Annotated in this window: 16 protein-coding genes; 12 read left to right on the top strand and 4 right to left on the bottom strand. The window is 46.9% G+C overall.

Annotation, left to right across the window (positions count from 1 at the left end):
- The first annotated feature begins 122 nt into the window (after positions 1 to 122).
- The 5 genes from OH458_RS07845 to sstT all read left to right on the top strand — a co-directional run bounded on the left by OH458_RS07845 (position 123) and on the right by sstT (position 3,671).
- Positions 123 to 659 (top strand): GNAT family N-acetyltransferase, encoded by a 537-nt coding sequence (locus tag OH458_RS07845; protein ID WP_269977882.1) that lies wholly within the window; start codon positions 123 to 125, stop codon positions 657 to 659.
- A gap of 100 nt (positions 660 to 759) precedes the next feature.
- A complete protein-coding gene (locus tag OH458_RS07850) occupies positions 760 to 1,188 on the top strand; it encodes a hypothetical protein (protein WP_269977883.1) in 429 nt (142 codons plus the stop codon).
- Entirely contained in the window at positions 1,185 to 1,775 is a 591-nt protein-coding gene (locus OH458_RS07855; RefSeq protein WP_269977884.1) for an SCO family protein, read from the top strand. Before OH458_RS07850 ends, OH458_RS07855 begins: the two co-directional genes overlap by 4 nt.
- Before the next feature lie 2 nt (positions 1,776 to 1,777).
- A complete protein-coding gene (locus OH458_RS07860; protein ID WP_269977885.1) occupies positions 1,778 to 2,224 on the top strand; it encodes a copper chaperone PCu(A)C in 447 nt (148 codons plus the stop codon).
- 226 nt (positions 2,225 to 2,450) lie between these two features.
- Positions 2,451 to 3,671 carry a serine/threonine transporter SstT gene (gene sstT / locus OH458_RS07865; RefSeq protein WP_269977886.1) on the top strand — a complete coding sequence of 407 codons (1,221 nt, stop codon included), beginning with the start codon at positions 2,451 to 2,453 and terminating at the stop codon, positions 3,669 to 3,671.
- A gap of 85 nt (positions 3,672 to 3,756) precedes the next feature.
- Here sstT and OH458_RS07870 read toward each other — a convergent pair whose 3' ends face one another.
- Positions 3,757 to 4,896, bottom strand: coding sequence for a tetratricopeptide repeat protein (locus tag OH458_RS07870; RefSeq protein WP_269977887.1), 1,140 nt, complete (start codon positions 4,894 to 4,896; stop codon positions 3,757 to 3,759).
- A 364-nt stretch (positions 4,897 to 5,260) separates the two neighbouring features.
- On the opposite strand from OH458_RS07870, the gene nagB reads away from it, so the two are divergent.
- On the top strand, positions 5,261 to 6,061 hold the full coding sequence (gene nagB, locus OH458_RS07875; RefSeq protein WP_039477618.1) for a glucosamine-6-phosphate deaminase: 801 nt from the start codon (positions 5,261 to 5,263) through the stop codon (positions 6,059 to 6,061).
- Between the two features lie 79 nt (positions 6,062 to 6,140).
- Here nagB and OH458_RS07880 read toward each other — a convergent pair whose 3' ends face one another.
- Entirely contained in the window at positions 6,141 to 6,314 is a 174-nt protein-coding gene (locus tag OH458_RS07880; protein ID WP_005469303.1) for a hypothetical protein, read from the bottom strand.
- Positions 6,315 to 6,381: 67 nt separating this feature from the next.
- Entirely contained in the window at positions 6,382 to 7,101 is a 720-nt protein-coding gene (locus OH458_RS07885) for an SDR family oxidoreductase (protein ID WP_005469316.1), read from the bottom strand.
- Between the two features lie 147 nt (positions 7,102 to 7,248).
- Here OH458_RS07885 and OH458_RS07890 point away from each other — a divergent pair, with 147 nt between their 5' ends.
- Positions 7,249 to 8,172, top strand: coding sequence for a LysR family transcriptional regulator (locus OH458_RS07890; RefSeq protein WP_269978266.1), 924 nt, complete (start codon positions 7,249 to 7,251; stop codon positions 8,170 to 8,172).
- A 23-nt stretch (positions 8,173 to 8,195) separates the two neighbouring features.
- Here OH458_RS07890 and OH458_RS07895 read toward each other — a convergent pair whose 3' ends face one another.
- The gene (locus tag OH458_RS07895; RefSeq protein ID WP_269977888.1) at positions 8,196 to 9,632 is read right to left on the bottom strand and encodes a coniferyl aldehyde dehydrogenase; all 1,437 of its coding nucleotides are present in this window, start codon (positions 9,630 to 9,632) and stop codon (positions 8,196 to 8,198) included.
- 368 nt (positions 9,633 to 10,000) lie between these two features.
- On the opposite strand from OH458_RS07895, the gene OH458_RS07900 reads away from it, so the two are divergent.
- The 5 genes from OH458_RS07900 to OH458_RS07920 all read left to right on the top strand — a co-directional run bounded on the left by OH458_RS07900 (position 10,001) and on the right by OH458_RS07920 (position 16,920).
- Positions 10,001 to 11,749, top strand: a complete 1,749-nt coding sequence (locus OH458_RS07900; RefSeq protein ID WP_269977889.1) for an SgrR family transcriptional regulator — start codon at positions 10,001 to 10,003, stop codon at positions 11,747 to 11,749.
- A gap of 201 nt (positions 11,750 to 11,950) precedes the next feature.
- Entirely contained in the window at positions 11,951 to 12,940 is a 990-nt protein-coding gene (locus OH458_RS07905) for an ABC transporter substrate-binding protein (protein ID WP_269977890.1), read from the top strand.
- Positions 12,941 to 13,025: 85 nt separating this feature from the next.
- Positions 13,026 to 13,925, top strand: coding sequence for an ABC transporter permease (locus tag OH458_RS07910; protein ID WP_005469046.1), 900 nt, complete (start codon positions 13,026 to 13,028; stop codon positions 13,923 to 13,925).
- Positions 13,918 to 15,144: a quaternary amine ABC transporter ATP-binding protein gene (locus OH458_RS07915; protein WP_005469405.1), complete on the top strand. Its 1,227-nt coding sequence runs from the start codon at positions 13,918 to 13,920 to the stop codon at positions 15,142 to 15,144. Before OH458_RS07910 ends, OH458_RS07915 begins: the two co-directional genes overlap by 8 nt.
- A 183-nt stretch (positions 15,145 to 15,327) precedes the next feature.
- Entirely contained in the window at positions 15,328 to 16,920 is a 1,593-nt protein-coding gene (locus tag OH458_RS07920) for a BCCT family transporter (RefSeq protein ID WP_039481446.1), read from the top strand.
- The last annotated feature ends 31 nt before the right edge of the window (positions 16,921 to 16,951 follow it).

Genomic DNA, 16,951 nt, shown 5'->3' on the forward strand with positions numbered 1-16,951 from the left:
GTGATTTATATAACGTAACCCAATAATTTCGTGCCACACAAAAAGTCAATTATTTGAAGTAGTTATGGTCTTACCAGTGCGTTCCTGTTAGCTTGTTGTAACCACACTCTCTAGGAGATCTTATGTTTACCGTCCAGATCGACAATGAGTTGCAACTTGCACTCATACAGGAATCCTTCGCTCCTCGCTATGTAGAATTAGTATCCGAGCAAAAAGAATACCTATCTCAATGGCTTGCATGGCCAGCATTTTGCCATGCAGAACAAGACTTTAAGCTGTTTGCCCAGCGTATGCTGCATGACTATGCCGATGGAAAGTCCATGACCTGTGCCATCATTTACCAAGGTGAAATTGTAGGTAACTGTAGCTTCAACACCATTAACCATGATACTAAACGAGCAGAAGTCGGGTATTGGTTGTCTCAGCCTCATCAAGGAAAAGGCATTATTACCCGCGTAGTCACCAAGCTTATTGATATTGCATTCAATGAACTCAAGCTAGAGAAAGTCGAGCTATCTGCCGCAAAAGACAACCTCGCTAGCCGAGCAGTTGCAGAACGAGTCGGAATGACGCTGGAAGGTATTATCACTAATGCTGAAAAAGTGGGCGATCGCATTCTCGACCACGCCGTTTATGGGATTAAGAGTCAGCATAGCTAAGCAGATTGGCTTGACCACCCGCACATAATTCTTCGCTATCTCATGTATTTACATTACTGAAGTGCTAGGATTGCGATTTTATAAACGAAGGAAGCGTAACGTGCCTTCAATCATTAAATTCGCACTGATCGCCTTGGCCCTCTGCGCGGGGTTCTTCGCTGGTGATCTCTATCATTGGTATAAAAGCGAGGCCGCTCGTCCATCTTTAGATGACTACTGCCTGCTTTCAACCAAACCGTGTAGCGAAAACGATATCACGGTGACACTGGATCGAGATGTCAGCCAGCCTTTGATTCCAACCCAAATTCAAGTCGAATGGTCGTCATCTGACAGTGAGTCCCTACTGTTAACGCTCGAAGGTTATGAGATGGAGATGGGCATCACGCTATTCAAACTGAACAAAAAGCAGGACAACATCTATATCGGAGAGATCCTTCTCCCCGTCTGTACCTTGGAAGCCATGACCTGGGTTGGTCAGTTGTCAGATGGAAAGAGTCAAATTAACACGGCCATTAGGATGGAACGATGAGTAAAAATTGGACATTAATATTGATCACCGCGTTTGTATTGGGGTTTGGGCTAAAAAGTTACTTAGACAATCAACCAAAACAAGCGGACACTCAACCAAGCCAAGTCGTGCTTTTTGGCGAAAATAACCAAGAAGTCAACATCTTCGATACCAGCGACTCACGTATCCGTGTGGTCTATTTTGGTTTTACTCGCTGCCCTGATGTGTGCCCTACCTCTTTGGCGATGCTAGCCGGCGCACTCAATCAAGTCGATGAAGCAACCAAACAGAAGTTTCGTCCGATGTTCATTTCGCTGGATCCAGAGCGCGATGCCGCTGCAGACTCTTACAAATATGCGCAGTATTTCCACCCTATGATAGAAGGACTATCAGCGCCGCTTGACGTCACCACGCCACTGGCTCACCGATACGGGGTGATTTTTAGAAAGACTGAGCTAGAAAACTCAGAATTGAAATACACCCTTGATCATAGTTCCTATTTTTACTTCCTAAAACCAGATGGCACACTCATAACAAAAGTGCCACATACGCTAACACCGGCACCATTGGTAGAAGCGTTTCAATCCATCACATTAGAAGGACAATAGCCATGAAGTTGAAATCACTGCTTCTTGCAACCTTGGCACTGAGCCCACTTGCCCAAGCGAACATGGATATCATGACTCATCATGCTTACGCGAGAGCTACACCACCGAATGCCGCCACCAGTGCAGTATTCGCCGAAATAATGAACCGCAGTGAAAACGACAGAGTCATTGTTTCTGCGTCCACCGAAGCAGCGGGTAAAGTAGAACTGCATGATGTGATTAAAGAGGGCGATGTGATGAAAATGCGCCAAATTGAGTCGATCACCGTTCCTGCAAATGGAAAAGTTGAGTTGAAACCCGGCAGCTTACACATCATGTTGTTTGACCTAACCCAACCGTTAGTGGAAGGGGAAGCGATTGACGTTCAAATCACTTTCGCCAACGGTCAAGAACAGACCTTCAATGCCCCTATCAAAAAAGTGATGAGTGGTATGAAGCATCATCATTAAACTGATTTCTTTGTGACCAAGCCAAAAGGAGCATTGCGCTCCTTTTTTGTTACTCATAAAAACAATAATACAACACAAAATTCACACTTAATGGTTAATCTTAATTTTTCCTGCTAATTTTCAATTAAATCTAGACACAATATTTCAACACGCTAGTATGTCCTGCTCAGTTTGAGATAACTGAAATTACTAAAAATCTATAAATTTATTCATTGCAGGGATAACTATGCAACACAACTCACTTATTGCGCGTTTCGCTCGTGGCAATCTGGTTTTGCAAATCCTAGCCGGTATCATTCTTGGTGTTGGTCTAGCGACAATTGCTCCAGAGTCAGCGAAAGATGCGGGATTACTTGGAAGCCTCTTTGTCGGTGCACTAAAAGCAGTCGCACCTATTCTTGTGTTTATTCTGGTCGCCGCTTCAATTGCCAACCAGAAGAAAAACCAACACACCTACATGCGCCCAATCGTGGTTCTTTACCTTTTCGGTACACTAACAGCGGCATTAACTGCTGTCGTACTTAGCTTCTTGTTCCCGACTACGTTAACGCTTGTTTCTGGTGCCGAAGGTACAACACCACCACAAGGTATTGCGGAAGTGATGCATACTTTGCTGTTCAAGTTAGTAGATAACCCAGTTAACGCCCTAATGAGCGCTAACTACATCGGTATCCTTGCTTGGGCAGTTGGCCTAGGTTTGGCACTGCATCATGCCTCAGCAACGACCAAAGCGGTGTTTGAAGATCTTAGCCACGGTGTTTCACAAATCGTTCGTTTCATCATTCGCCTAGCGCCATTCGGTATCTTTGGCCTTGTTGCATCAACACTGGCAACAACGGGCTTTGACGCGCTTGCTGGCTACGCACACCTGCTTGCGGTTCTATTAGGTTCAATGGCGATCATTGCGCTTGTGGTTAACCCAATCATCGTGTTCGTAAAAACCGGCGAAAATCCATACCCATTGGTGCTGCAATGTCTACGTGAAAGTGGCGTCACGGCCTTCTTTACTCGTTCAAGCGCAGCAAACATTCCGGTCAACATGGCGCTGTGTGAAAAGCTAAAGCTAGATGAAGACACGTACTCGGTTTCTATTCCGCTAGGTGCAACTATCAACATGGCGGGCGCGGCAATTACGATTACAACGCTAACGCTAGCTGCAGTACACACTATGGGTATTGAGATTGACCTGCTTACCGCTCTATTGCTCAGCTTGGTTGCGGCAGTATCCGCTTGTGGTGCTTCAGGTGTGGCAGGTGGCTCGTTGCTGTTAATCCCGCTGGCATGTGGCCTGTTTGGTATTCCAAATGAGATTGCGATGCAAGTGGTTGCGGTAGGCTTTATTATCGGTGTTGTTCAAGACTCAGCAGAAACCGCGCTCAACAGTTCGACAGATGTGGTATTCACTGCCGCGGTATGTAAGTCGAAACAGAAACAAGCAAAAGCATAAATCAAAAAAATGGCCTCTAGTTAAGAGGCCATTTTTATTTGTTACCATTGCCTATTTCTTACCATTGCCTATTTCTTACCATGGCCTAATTCTTATCCATTGGAGACTGGCTGAAATCCATTCTCGCCGGTTTATCTTCAATCACCGCTTCCACAGCTTCTGCCGTTTGCTCTTCAACCTTTAATAACTCTGGCGCTTGCTCTGCTTCTGTAGGCGTTTGCTCCAACAACGGAATGTTGCGCTTGTACAGTTTGTTTAGAGCCTTGATGATTGAGTGCTTGCCGACTTTATTCTCGCGAATTTTTTTCATCATCGGCTTACTTAGCCCTTGGAGCCCAACCACGGTATCGACCCCGATATTGAGCGCGACTCTGTCTCGCAGTGATTTGGCTCGCTCGTAGCCAAGTTGACTCGCTAAGAATAGCCATATATATGCTATGGCGTTGCCATTGGGTTTGTAGTCCATCCACACTTCCCCTGCCGCATACATCGCTTCTAAGTAGCCTTTTTCTGCGGCTCGCTCTAGCCAATAACAACCTTTGGCGTGATCTGGCTCGACGCCAATCCCCTTGATATAGCTGAGTCCGAGCTTCATGCGCCCTTCATTGCTACGCAGCTTCGCCGCGCGGCGGTAATACTCTATCGACATTGCAGGATCTGGGTTGCCATTGTTGTCCGACACATGCCAGTCGCCGAGAAAGATTAACGCATCAATATGATTATGAGAGGCAGCCGCTTCCATGACTTGAATCGCCTTGTATTGGTCTGGCTCTGTGCCTCGACCATGGAACAGCGCCACGCCCATTTCGAACTTATGTTGTAAGCTCCCTTCAGATGCCGCTATGCAAACTTTCCAAAACTTAGACTGCTCTCTGAGGATAACGTCTTGCTGCATTTTGGCACTTAAGCGAATAATCCCGTACATGCCTGTCACGTTGTCCAACTTTGCCGCTTTGGTGTACCAATATAAGGCTTCTTTCGGTTTGGTTCGCTCTGCTTCTTTCGCCAAAAATAAGATCGTCGGTATGTGACCACCTTCCGCCTTATAAATGCGATCTTCGCGCTCCTGTTTACGATTTTTTTCCATAGCTTTGCGATAAGCGATCTCTCGCTCTTTTCGTTCTTGTTCTAAACGCTTTTTGCGCACCGACAGTGCCAGCATCCACAAGAACATGCAGAGTAATAGCAACCCCGTGATACCTATCGCAATACCTATAATATTCATTCAGATTTCTTTGTTTTTCTTCAACATTTGGTTATCGGCTGTCTGCCCAATAAATTGAGCGCTAACATCATACCCTATTTTGTATGCATATCACTTAAAGCTAGTCTATTGGCGAACATTTAGCGGGCGTATTGCCTTTGTCATCATTGAAGCATCAAAAATTAACGGTGTGAATTAATGCCCTCCCACCTCGAAAGCAAACTGCTAAACTCAATAACGACAACGTTTAACCGTTCAAAACTTAATCACAAATCAAATTAATCAAGAAAATTTGACCGAAAACAATAGAAGATCGCAAAAACTTATTTTATAATGCGAATTAATGTTTCAGAGCATCATAAATTCTAATACTTAGGGGCAAAAAATGAGACTTATCCCGTTAAACCAAGCAGCACAAGTAGGTAAGTGGGCAGCAGCGCACATCGTTAAACGCATTAACGACTTCAAACCAACTGCAGAACGTCCTTTCGTTCTTGGCCTACCAACTGGTGGTACTCCTCTTGCAACTTACAAAGCACTTATCGAGCTACACAAAGCTGGTGAAGTAAGCTTCAAGCACGTTGTGACATTTAACATGGATGAGTACATCGGCATCCCTGCGGATCACCCAGAGTCTTACCGCTCTTTCATGTACAACAACTTCTTCAATCACATTGATATCCAAGAAGAGAACATCAACCTTCTTGATGGCAACGCTGAAGACAACGAAGCTGAGTGCAAACGCTACGAAGATAAAATCAAATCTTACGGCCGCATCAACCTATTTATGGGCGGTGTAGGCAACGATGGTCACATTGCGTTCAATGAGCCAGCGTCTTCTCTGTCTTCACGTACTCGTATCAAAACGTTGACTGAAGATACTCGCATCGCTAACTCTCGCTTCTTCGATGGCGACATCAACCAAGTACCTAAATACGCACTGACTATCGGTGTCGGTACTCTGCTTGATTCTGAAGAGATCATGATCCTAGTGACAGGTCACAACAAAGCGCTTGCTCTTGAAGCAGCGGTTGAAGGCAGCGTAAACCACCTATGGACGGTTTCTGCACTGCAACTTCACCCGAAATCAGTCATCGTATGTGACGAACCTGCAACGCAGGAGCTAAAAGTGAAAACAGTTAAGTACTTCACTGAGCTAGAAGCAAAAAACATCGAAGGTTTCTAAATTCTTAGAACGCCAGAATTAAAAATCCGAGCCCTTATGGCTCGGATTTTTTCTTTTCACTCGAAGAGTGCATTTAGCATCAGCTTTCTGGCATTTCAGAACTGCCCTGATGAGGAGACGACGCGCTCCAATGCTCATTCGGATCAAACGCCTCATCGCACAAATCGATAGAGTAGCCCATTTCCAAGACTTCTTTTATGGTTAGGTTATCGGCAACTTGGGTCACCTCACCTTTTTCATTACGTAGTTCCATAGTTCACCTTCCCAGTGTGTTGACCACATAGTCCATCACTACTTCGAGTATAGATGACATCGCACAATTAAGGCTGCTGCTTGGTCGGTGCGAGCGCAATTTCACGCACACACACGTTTTGAGGTTGGTTGTAAGCAAACTCAACGGCTCTCGCAATATCATCCGCCGCGAGCACGCCTCCCATCTCCTGTTTCCAATCGTCATAGCCCGCTTTGATGTCTTGCGACGTGGTATGAGAGAGCAACTCCGTTTCTACCGCCCCTGGCGCAATAGTTGTAACACGGACATTAGAAGCGGCCACTTCCTCACGAACATTTTCTGAAATCGCATGAACGGCAAACTTAGTACCGCAATAAGCCGCATGGTTTGGGAAGGTTTTTTTACCCGCAATCGAGCTGATGTTAATGATGGTACCACTATTGCGCGCCATCATAGGTGCCAACACCGCCTGCATACCATTGAGCAGTCCGATCACGTTAACGTCGAACATCTGTTTCCATTCGTTGGCCTCTTGGCTATCGATTTGGCCAAGAAGCATGACGCCCGCATTATTGACCAGTCCATCGACCGGACCAAATTGCTGCTCAGCTTTGGCAATCGCTGCTTCAAACGTGGTTTTGTCTGTCACATCGACTTTTTCACACAGTGTATTTGGAAGATTGAGTTCAACCAAACGCTCAACACGACGAGCAAGTAGAAGAAGAGGATGTCCAGCCTCGCTGAGTCGACGCGCAATGGCTTCACCAATACCCGAGCTCGCGCCTGTAATTACGATAAGTTTTTTCATTGTCTACCTCTCATCTGTTCAAAATTGCAGCTCAGTTTGGCTGCGATGGCGATATAGTAAAAAAAACCGGTTTGTTGATATATACAGCTACAGTTGAAACACTGTTGCTAGGGTGCAACAATAAAACACCTGTACAGGAGGGCTATGATGCTCAACCAAATCAATCTTGCCGATATTCGATCTTTCGTCCTTATTGCCCAATTAGGAAACTTTACCAAAGCGGCCGAGGCGCTGAATGTCTCTCGCTCTCATGTCTCACGCCAGATCAGTCAACTGGAAAAACAGATGGGGGTTACCCTGCTCATCAGAACCACGCGGACACTGAAACTAACCGACGCAGGAAGGCACTTCTACCAACAGTGCGCTCACGCTCTGGGCACGATCGATCAAGCCTTGAGCTCTGCGACTGAAGATACAGAAACTCTTCAAGGCGTGATAAAAGTGAATGCGGTTGGTGGTTACTTGGGTGAAGAGCTTATAGCGGATTTGATTTCAGAGTTCATGATCAGCCATCCGAACGTGACGGTCAGTCTCGAGTTTAGCAGCCATCGCGTTGACCTCATTGAAGATGAATTTGATATCGCATTTCGAATGGGGCAACTTGACGATGCGGGATTTGTGGCACGCAAACTGATGAACGTTGAGATGGGCACATTGGCAAGCCCTAGCTACTTAGCAAGTTCGCCACCGCTTGAACACCCGAACCAACTTCGCCACCACCAATGTTTAACAGGGTCAGTCACGCGTTGGAGCTTTGAACACCCTAGCACAAAGCAAGTCATGGATGTGAATATTAATGGCCACCTAAAATGCAAAAATGGCAGAGTGCTGGTTAAGGGGGCATTAAAAGATCACGGCATTATTCGTGTTCCTCTTATCTATTGCCAAGAGGAGTTGAGGCAGGGGGCACTCAAAGAAGTATTTCAAGATTGGCGCGTGCCCAGCGTTGAATTCTCTATGATTTATCCCAAAGACCGCTACCAACCCAAGCGGCTCAAACTGTTTATTAGCTTTGCAAGAGAGTACTTCCAAAGACAAAACGAGAGGATTAAGGACAATGCTGCTCTCTAACGGCGAGAGCAGCAAAAGGGATCTTAACGAATAAACAACTTAGCCAACGCGCTCTGAGCGAGCTTTCGATATTTGAGTATCAGGCGGCTTCTTGGTAACCAGCTTGGCGTCATCAATACAGTTTTGGCTTTTGAAAACGTCATAAAACCTTCGATACCGTGATAATGGCCAAGACCCGACTCTCCAATTCCACCAAATGGAGCATCTTCGGCGGCAACATGCAGCAAGGTATCATTGATAGCGATGCCGCCACTGTGCGTATGCTCGATAACTTGACGTTGGAGCACTTTATCATCGGACATCAAATACAGAGCAAGAGGTCTTGGCTTCGAGTTGATGTAAGCAAACACCTCATTAAGATGTTGATAGCCAATCACTGGCAAAATCGGACCAAAAATCTCTTGATTCATCACCAGCATCTCTTCCGTTGTTCCGGTGATTAAGTGCGGCAACATTCTGCGCCCAGATACCTCTACTCCTTCGATGGTATGAATGCCCGCCCCTTTGGTTCTAGCATCCTCTAACAGCTGAGTTAACCGCTGATACTGTGCATCATTGATGATCTGAGTAACCGAATCGGCGCCTTTCTTGTCTATATAAAGCGACTTGTAACGCTCTAAATAGAGGCGAATGAACGCAAGTTCTTTCCCCTTTGGCACTAGCACATAGTCGGGTGCAACGCATATCTGTCCTGCATTGACCGATTTACCTAGCATGACAGCGTCGACGGCGCGGCGAAGCTCGATCTTATCGTCGACGATCGTCGGGGACTTTCCACCAAGCTCTAGCGTGACAGGGGTGAGATTCTTTGCCGCGGCCTGAGCAACAAGTCGGCCAACAGGAGTCGACCCCGTAAAGAGAAGATGATCAAAAGGCAATTGAGAGAAGTGACTGGCAATATCGGCTTCGCCTTCCACTGAGTAAATCTGCTTATCTAGCTCACCAAAAATTTCACTCAGCACTTGGTTTGTATGAGGAGTATGCTCGCTGAGCTTCACCATCACTCGGTTTCCTGCCGCAATAGCGGTGACAATCGGCGCAATGCTCAAAACAATCGGAAAGTTCCACGGCACAATCACGCCCACTACGCCCAGGGGTTGGTACTCAACGCTGACTGAAGATGGCGTTAGCAATAAGCCCGCAGAGCGACGACTTGGCTTCATCCACTTTTTAAGGTGCTTAATGGTATAGTTGATGTGCGAAACCGCCGGCAAAATGTCGCAGATGACGCTGTCAAACTGGCTGCGAAAACCGTAATCCTCACTGAGCGCATCCGCCAAAATTTGCTGCTTCGCCAACAGCGCACTTTTTAGCAACTTGAGCTGTTCAACTCGTGATTGATAATCTGGATAAGGTTGAGCGTTATAGCATGCACTCACTTCGTGAAAGAGCAGCTTAAGATCATGCTCCGATTTGATGTGCTCTTTTTGCCAACGATTCAAGTCAACCACTCTTTCCATAACTTAGCCAATACTTGTAGATAATCTCGGCATAATCTTAGTCACAAATCCTCTGAAAGTCTCGCCTGCTTGGCTCTAGAGTGAGTGCTCTATCTCATTGTTTAACATTTATGCGCGTCGTAACTTGGAAAGAGCACTGGTTGATATGGTCGTGGGGGTGTCAGGAGCATATTGCCAACCAGTGCCCGAGGTGTGGCAAACCACAGAGCCAGTTTGCCGAAAAAATAGGACAACAAAAACTCAGCAATAAAAACAAATTCCTTCCTATTTTTGCTGCATATATCCACCGCCTAGCGCAATCTCGGCTTAAAAGCGCTAATATGAGGAACAAACAATTGCTTTCGCCTTCACCCTATCTGGAGATTATTGTGTCTGACCTCACGCTACTTCGCTACTACACGCGTCTGGTGCCATTGGGCATAAACGAAGAGATCAAAACATCCTTGCCGGAAGTGGCAGATGCCATGTTTACCAGCACGCGTCATGCACGTAACTTATTGCAAGATATGCAAAAAATCGGATGGTTAACTTGGTCTCCAAAGGTCGGTCGAAACCAACGTTCCACGCTTTATTTGACTTACTCTCTTAGCGATCTCAAAGTCCAACTTGCGACCTTGCGTATTCAAGAAGGGAAGTATGAAAAAGCACTCAGTTTGTTAGACGGCGACCAACAAGCCTTTGGTCGACTACTGCAAAGCACCTCGGGAGCGACAGTACGCGAAGGACAGCTGCATATTCAGCTTACTTACAAACGACCTTTCGAACGCCTCGTTCCTCACCATCTGCAACGTTCGAGCGAACGCTACTTGCTAAGGCAAATCTATTGCTGTTTGGTATCCAGTGGAGCCGACGGGGAACTTCAACCTGAGCTTGCACACCATTGGCATTATGACCAAGCAAGGTGCGAATGGACCTTCTATCTGCGACCTGGTCTCACCTTCCACAATGGTGCTCCGATTGACGCGAGCAGTATTGCAGCCTTGTTCAACCAGCTTAAAACATTGGGACATTACCAAAGCGAAATGTCGCATCTTATCGAGGCAACCGCGCCACTTAGCAACAAGGTGGTATTTAAGTTGGCCATACAAGACAAGGGATTTGGCGGTCTAATCTCTGGGGTGAAGTATGGCATCCAGCCACCAGCGCAGTTGGAAAAAACGGATTCAAAGCTCGTCACTGGCAGTGGCGCATTTGCGGTGGTTGAGCACTCTGGCGAACGTCTGCGCTTGGAAGCCTTTGATCACTACTATGCGTGCCGAGCGTTGACCGACCAAGTCACCATTTGGCAGTTGGATGAGAAAGAAATGGTCAACAAGCAGATTGAAACCAATCAGCCAGAAGCGCGCGACCAAGGCTGTAACTATTACCTCTCTCACGCTGTGGAGCCAAAAGCGCAAGTAGCTAGCCAACAATCGCGAGTGGAAGACGGCTGTCTGTTTGTTCTGTTTAACCAGCAATCTCCATCGACGCTGAATGATAAACAACGTCGGTATCTATCCAGTTTTATCCGTCCCGAAATAATCTTACAGCAGCTCGAGCAAACCAATACGCTGTTTGGCTGTGAAATTGCCTCGAACCTCTTGCCCATGTGGCACAAAATCGTCAGACCAGACGCGCCCAAAGTGACGCTTCCAGAGCATATTTCCATTGCAGTATACGATTACACAGCCCTAAAAAACTGCGCATTGGCCCTTCAATCCATACTTGAGAAGCAAGGAGCGCAAGTTAGCGTCAACACCTACTCATTTCGTGAAATCAATCAGTTGGCTATGGAAGGAAAGCTCAACGAGTCGCTTATTCTGACCAACATTAACCTGGATGATAATCGGCACGCGTCCGCCTTCAACAGCTTGTATCACAATCCGGTATTACAAAGCTGTATCGGTCATGAGTCTAAGGTTTGGCTGACTCAGGCTTTAAGCGATTTGCGAGCACAAACACCTCTGCCAGACTACTTAGACGCTCTTGAGCCCATCGCCTCAGCCTTGATCAATCAATACTGGCTAACGCCGCTGTTTCATCATCGACAAACGTTGCGCTTTCATGGGGTGCTCAAGGACGTAGAACTCACTAACTGGGGCTGGCCTGACATTAAGAATGTGTGGTCCGCAGATTAATCATTTGAGCTCGAACCAACAAAGTTGACATACCGTTCTAACCCCAACTTTCATTAAGTAATAAAAGTAAATTCAACCGTAATTTTGTGAGACAAATCACTTAATTATTGAATTCAAAGCCCAAAATCGACAATTTTTAATTTGAACTCTAATCATTAGATCTCTATTTTTATAAGGCATTCATTAAAAAGGGAAATTATGATGAGAGTAACAACGGCTGCATTGTTAGTAATGAGCGCGACCGCTCTAAATGCGCAGGCTAGCGAATGTGGCAAAGTGACCATCGCGGACATGAACTGGAACTCAGCGACGGTTATTGCCAACATTGACCGCTTTATTCTTGAGCATGGGTACGGCTGTGACGCTGAACTTATTCCTGGCGATACTATGCCGACAGGCACCTCGATGATTGAAAAAGGCCAGCCTGATGTGGCCCCAGAATTGTGGAGTAATAGCCTAAAAGATGCGCTCGACAAAGGGGTGGCAGATAAGCGCTTACGCTATGCTGGTAAATCTCTGGTCGATGGTGGTGAAGAAGGTTTTTGGGTTCCAGCAGCGCTGGTTGAAAAGTACCCTGAGATTGCCACCATTGAAGGGGTGAAAAAACACGCAAAATTGTTTGAGCACCCAGAAGACCCCGATAAATCCGCTTTTTACAGCTGTCCAGCCGGTTGGAACTGTCAAATCAGTGCGGGTAACCTGTTCAACGCAATGGAGTTAGACAAAGCCGGATTTGCGATTGTCGATCCAGGTTCGAGCGCGGGTCTCTCAGGTGCTATCGCGAAAGCCAATGAACGCGGAGAAGCGTGGTTTGGTTACTACTGGGCACCTACTGCTGTATTGGGCAAATACGACATGGTGAAAGTTGACTTTGGCAGCGGTGTCAATGAAGACGAATTCGTCAACTGTACCACTCAAAGCGAGTGTGCAAATCCAAAACCAACCATGTACCCACCTTCACCGGTTCATACCATTACCACTGAAGAGTTCGCAACGCGCGCACCACAAGCTTATGACTACTTCAGTAAACGTGGCTTTACCAACGCAGACATGAACCGCCTGCTTGCATGGATGGAAGATAACCAAGCCGACGGCGAAGAAGCGATGTTCCATTTCCTAGAGGACTATCCGCAAATTTGGCAAGCTTGGGTCTCACCTGAAGTCGCAAACAAAATCAAACAAGCTCTTTAATCCTGCTAGCCATTCAACGCTAAACTAAAGATGTACTCCTCACCCTACTCATCAACAGGGTGAGGAGAAGAAAAGGAATTTATAGATGTCTAACGAAAACTGGTTCAGTAGCTTTCCAGAAATGGATCGCTCCGATCTGAGGGCTATCCGCAAAACACTCGATGGTGCGTATCGCGACTTTTCTCGCGAATATGGCGATATGATCGAATCCTTCTTTGATCCTCTGCTCTCGTTCCTAGTTTGGTTCGAAAAACTGCTTATTTCGACACCTTGGGTCATTACACTCGCGGTGTTTACAGCGCTCGTTTACTTTGCGAGTCGCTCATGGAAACTGGGCGTCGGTTGCCTAGTTTCACTCTTGCTCATTGGTTATTTCGGCATGTGGGATGACACAATGCGCACGCTAAGCATCATTACCGTCTGTACCATGCTCTCCATTGTGCTTGGAATCCCCATTGGCATTGCCATGGCACGATCCAACCGTGTCCAATCGACGGTGACACCGATGCTCGACATTATGCAAACCATGCCGGCGTTTGTTTACCTGATCCCCGTGGTCATGCTACTAGGTATCGGTAAAATTCCGGGTCTCATCGCGGTCGTCATTTACGCCATCCCACCCGTCATTCGACTCACCAACCTGGGTATCCGTCTAGTCGACAAAGAAGTATTAGAGGCATCGACTGCGTTTGGTGCCAACGCCAAGCAGAGACTGTTTGGTGTCCAGTTGCCGCTTGCCATGCCAACCATTATGGCAGGCATCAACCAAACCATCATGATGGCACTTTCCATGGTCGTGATTGCGTCGATGATAGGCGTAAAAGGACTGGGACAACCTGTTCTAAAATCCATTACTAACCAATACTTTACTCTTGGCCTTCTTAATGGTTTTGCCATTGTTGCATTGGCCATCCTATTTGACCGCGCGTCGCAAGCGTACGCCAAACGAACTCAGGCTCACTTAGGAGATCTAAAACATGACTAAGCCTCTTATCGAAATCAGTGGCCTGTACAAGGTGTTTGGTCCAAAACCCGCTTCGGTCATGGAGCGGGTGAAACGCGGTGACAGTAAAGACCAAGTTTTGGCTGATACTGGCCACACAGTAGGCCTTAAAGAGATCGACTTAAAAATCAACAAAGGTGAAATTTTCGTCATCATGGGGCTTTCGGGCTCAGGAAAATCAACGCTCATTCGCCACTTCAATCGCCTTATCGACCCAACCGAAGGTAAAATTCTGGTGGAAGGCACCGATGTGATGCAGCTCAACCAAAAAGATCTTGAGCAATTTCGTCGCAAAAAGATGTCGATGGTGTTTCAGCGCTTTGGTCTTCTCCCGCACAGAACCGTTGTTGACAACGTCGCCTATGGGCTAGAGATTCAAGGACTTTCGAAACAAGAAAGAACAGACAAAGCGTTTCAGTGGCTCGATACTGTGGGTCTAAAAGGGTACGAAAACCAATACCCTTCACAGCTATCTGGCGGACAGCAGCAGCGTGTTGGCCTAGCGCGTGCCCTGTGTACCGATGCAGAAATCCTGCTAATGGATGAAGCCTTCTCTGCGTTGGATCCCCTTATTCGCAGTGAAATGCAGGATCAATTGATCGAGTTGCAAGAAAAGTTGCACAAAACTATCGTGTTCATTACTCACGATCTCGATGAGGCGCTGCGCCTTGGAGACCGAATAGCCATTTTGAAAGATGGCTTACTCGTACAGCAAGGCACACCGGATGAAATCTTGCTTAACCCAGCGGATGATTACGTTGAAGCTTTCGTCAAAGACGTGAACCGTGCCCGTGCATTAACTGTTGAAACGGTGATGAATCCTCCAGCGTCACGAATCACAGCAAACACGATTCAAGAAGCCATAGCGCAGATGAAAGGCATCAAACAAGATTACGCCTATCATGTGACCGACGAAGGCTATCAAGGCGTTTTGACCAAAGAGGGACTACTCGATGCTGCGAAGCAAACCTCTACGGAAGAGATCGGTGACGAAATATACGAAGAAGTACCTGCCATCTCGCCTGACTCAGCGATTGAAGAAGTCTTGATGGAAAGTATTTCAAGCGATTATTCGCTCCCCGTCGTGGACGATGAAGGAAATCTTCAAGGCGAGTTGGAACGCAGTGCTGTTGCGGAAATATTTGCCGATAACGTGGAAGGAGAAAATCGCCCCGACCCAAAGCTCCATAAGGCTTCGTAGGCTCATTTTTAAAACATAACACCCGATATAAAACGCTGGCCTCGCCAGCGTTTTTCATTAGTGCTCAATACAACAAGCAAGCATGAATTGTGGTCAATTTCGTGATCAAACTTTAGTTTATTTGCTATTTCTGTTAACCTTGCCGCGATTTTTATTTCGAACTCTAACTATTTGCGAGGATAAATGAGTAGTACTAAGGATAGGTATAGCATCGAAAACACTGATTACACTGTGGGTCAGGACAACGTTCAGAAATGGGGATTTGACGTTCACAACCCTGTGTTTGGTGCCAGTGCCGGATTAATCATCCTCTTTTTAATTGCCTTGCTTGTTGTGGATCCTGCAACAGCGAAAGCCTCTCTTGATGGCATCAAATGGCAAATCATCGGAAGTTTTGACAACCTCTTCATGTGGTCTGGGAACTTGTTCCTCATTTTCTGTATTGGCTTAGCGTTATCTCCCTACGGCAAAATCCGTATCGGTGGCGTAGAAGCCAAACCGGAACACTCCAATTTGTCATGGATCGCGATGCTGTTCGCTGCTGGCATGGGTATCGGTCTTATGTTTTGGGGCGTCGCAGAGCCCGTTGCGTACTTTACTGGTTGGTATGAAACGCCGTTAAATGTCGAGCCATATTCTGAAGAAGCAGTACGTGTGGCATTGGGCGCGACCATGTTCCACTGGGGCTTACACCCTTGGGCAATCTACGCAGTAGTTGCCTTAGCCATGGCATTCTTTGCCTTCAACAAGGGCTTACCACTCTCCATCCGCTCGGTGTTTTACCCACTACTGGGTGACCGTACTTGGGGTTGGTTTGGCCATATCATCGACATTCTAGCCGTACTCGCGACTCTATTTGGTCTTGCGACCTCTCTAGGTCTTGGCGCTCAACAAGCGGCGAGCGGTATTGGTCATGTATTTGGCTTTGAAACTGGCCTTGGCCTGCAACTGGGTGTGATTGCGTTTGTCACATCACTGGCGGTTGTCTCTGTGGTACGCGGTATCGATGGCGGAGTAAAAGTACTCAGCAATACCAACTTGATTGTCGCATTTGCCCTACTGATGTTTGTAATTTTGGCAGGTTTAGCCGCTGCACTGGGCTCAATTCCAGATACCTTGATTGGCTATGCGGAGAATGTCATTGCCCTGAGTAACCCTCATGGCCGTGAAGACGAAGCTTGGATGCATGGTTGGACCGTCTTTTACTGGGCTTGGTGGATCTCTTGGTCACCATGTGTCGGTATGTTCATCGCTCGCGTGTCAAAAGGTCGTACCGTACGTGAGTTCATTACGGCAGTAATCTTAATCCCAACCAGCATTACGCTAATTTGGATGTCGGCGTTTGGCGGTATTGCCATTGAACAGGTGATCAGCAAAGTGGGCGAACTCGGTGAAAACGGGCTCAGTGACATCACCCTTTCACTCTTCTACGCGTATGAAGCGATGCCAATGAGTGAGATCTTATCGGTGATTTCGATTGTGTTGATCATGGTGTTCTTTATCACTTCTTCGGACTCTGCATCACTGGTTGTTGATAGCATCACCTCTGGTGGTAAAGTTGATGCCCCTGTACCACAGCGTATTTTCTGGGCCTCCATCGAAGGTGCTATTGCCGCAGTATTACTGTGGGTTGGCGGTACCGAAGCGATTCAAGCACTTCAAGCCGGGACTATCTCGACGGGCTTACCGTTCACCGTGATCTTATTGGTCATGTGTGTCAGCTTAGTGATGGGGATGCGAACTGAAATGCAGCATCACAAATTAAGCTACGCCTAATAGAATCACAAGGCCTGCGATTGCAGGCCTT

It is taken from the genome of Vibrio sp. MarTm2, from assembly GCF_027587055.1.
In the GTDB taxonomy this organism is placed as follows: domain Bacteria; phylum Pseudomonadota; class Gammaproteobacteria; order Enterobacterales; family Vibrionaceae; genus Vibrio; species Vibrio sinaloensis_D.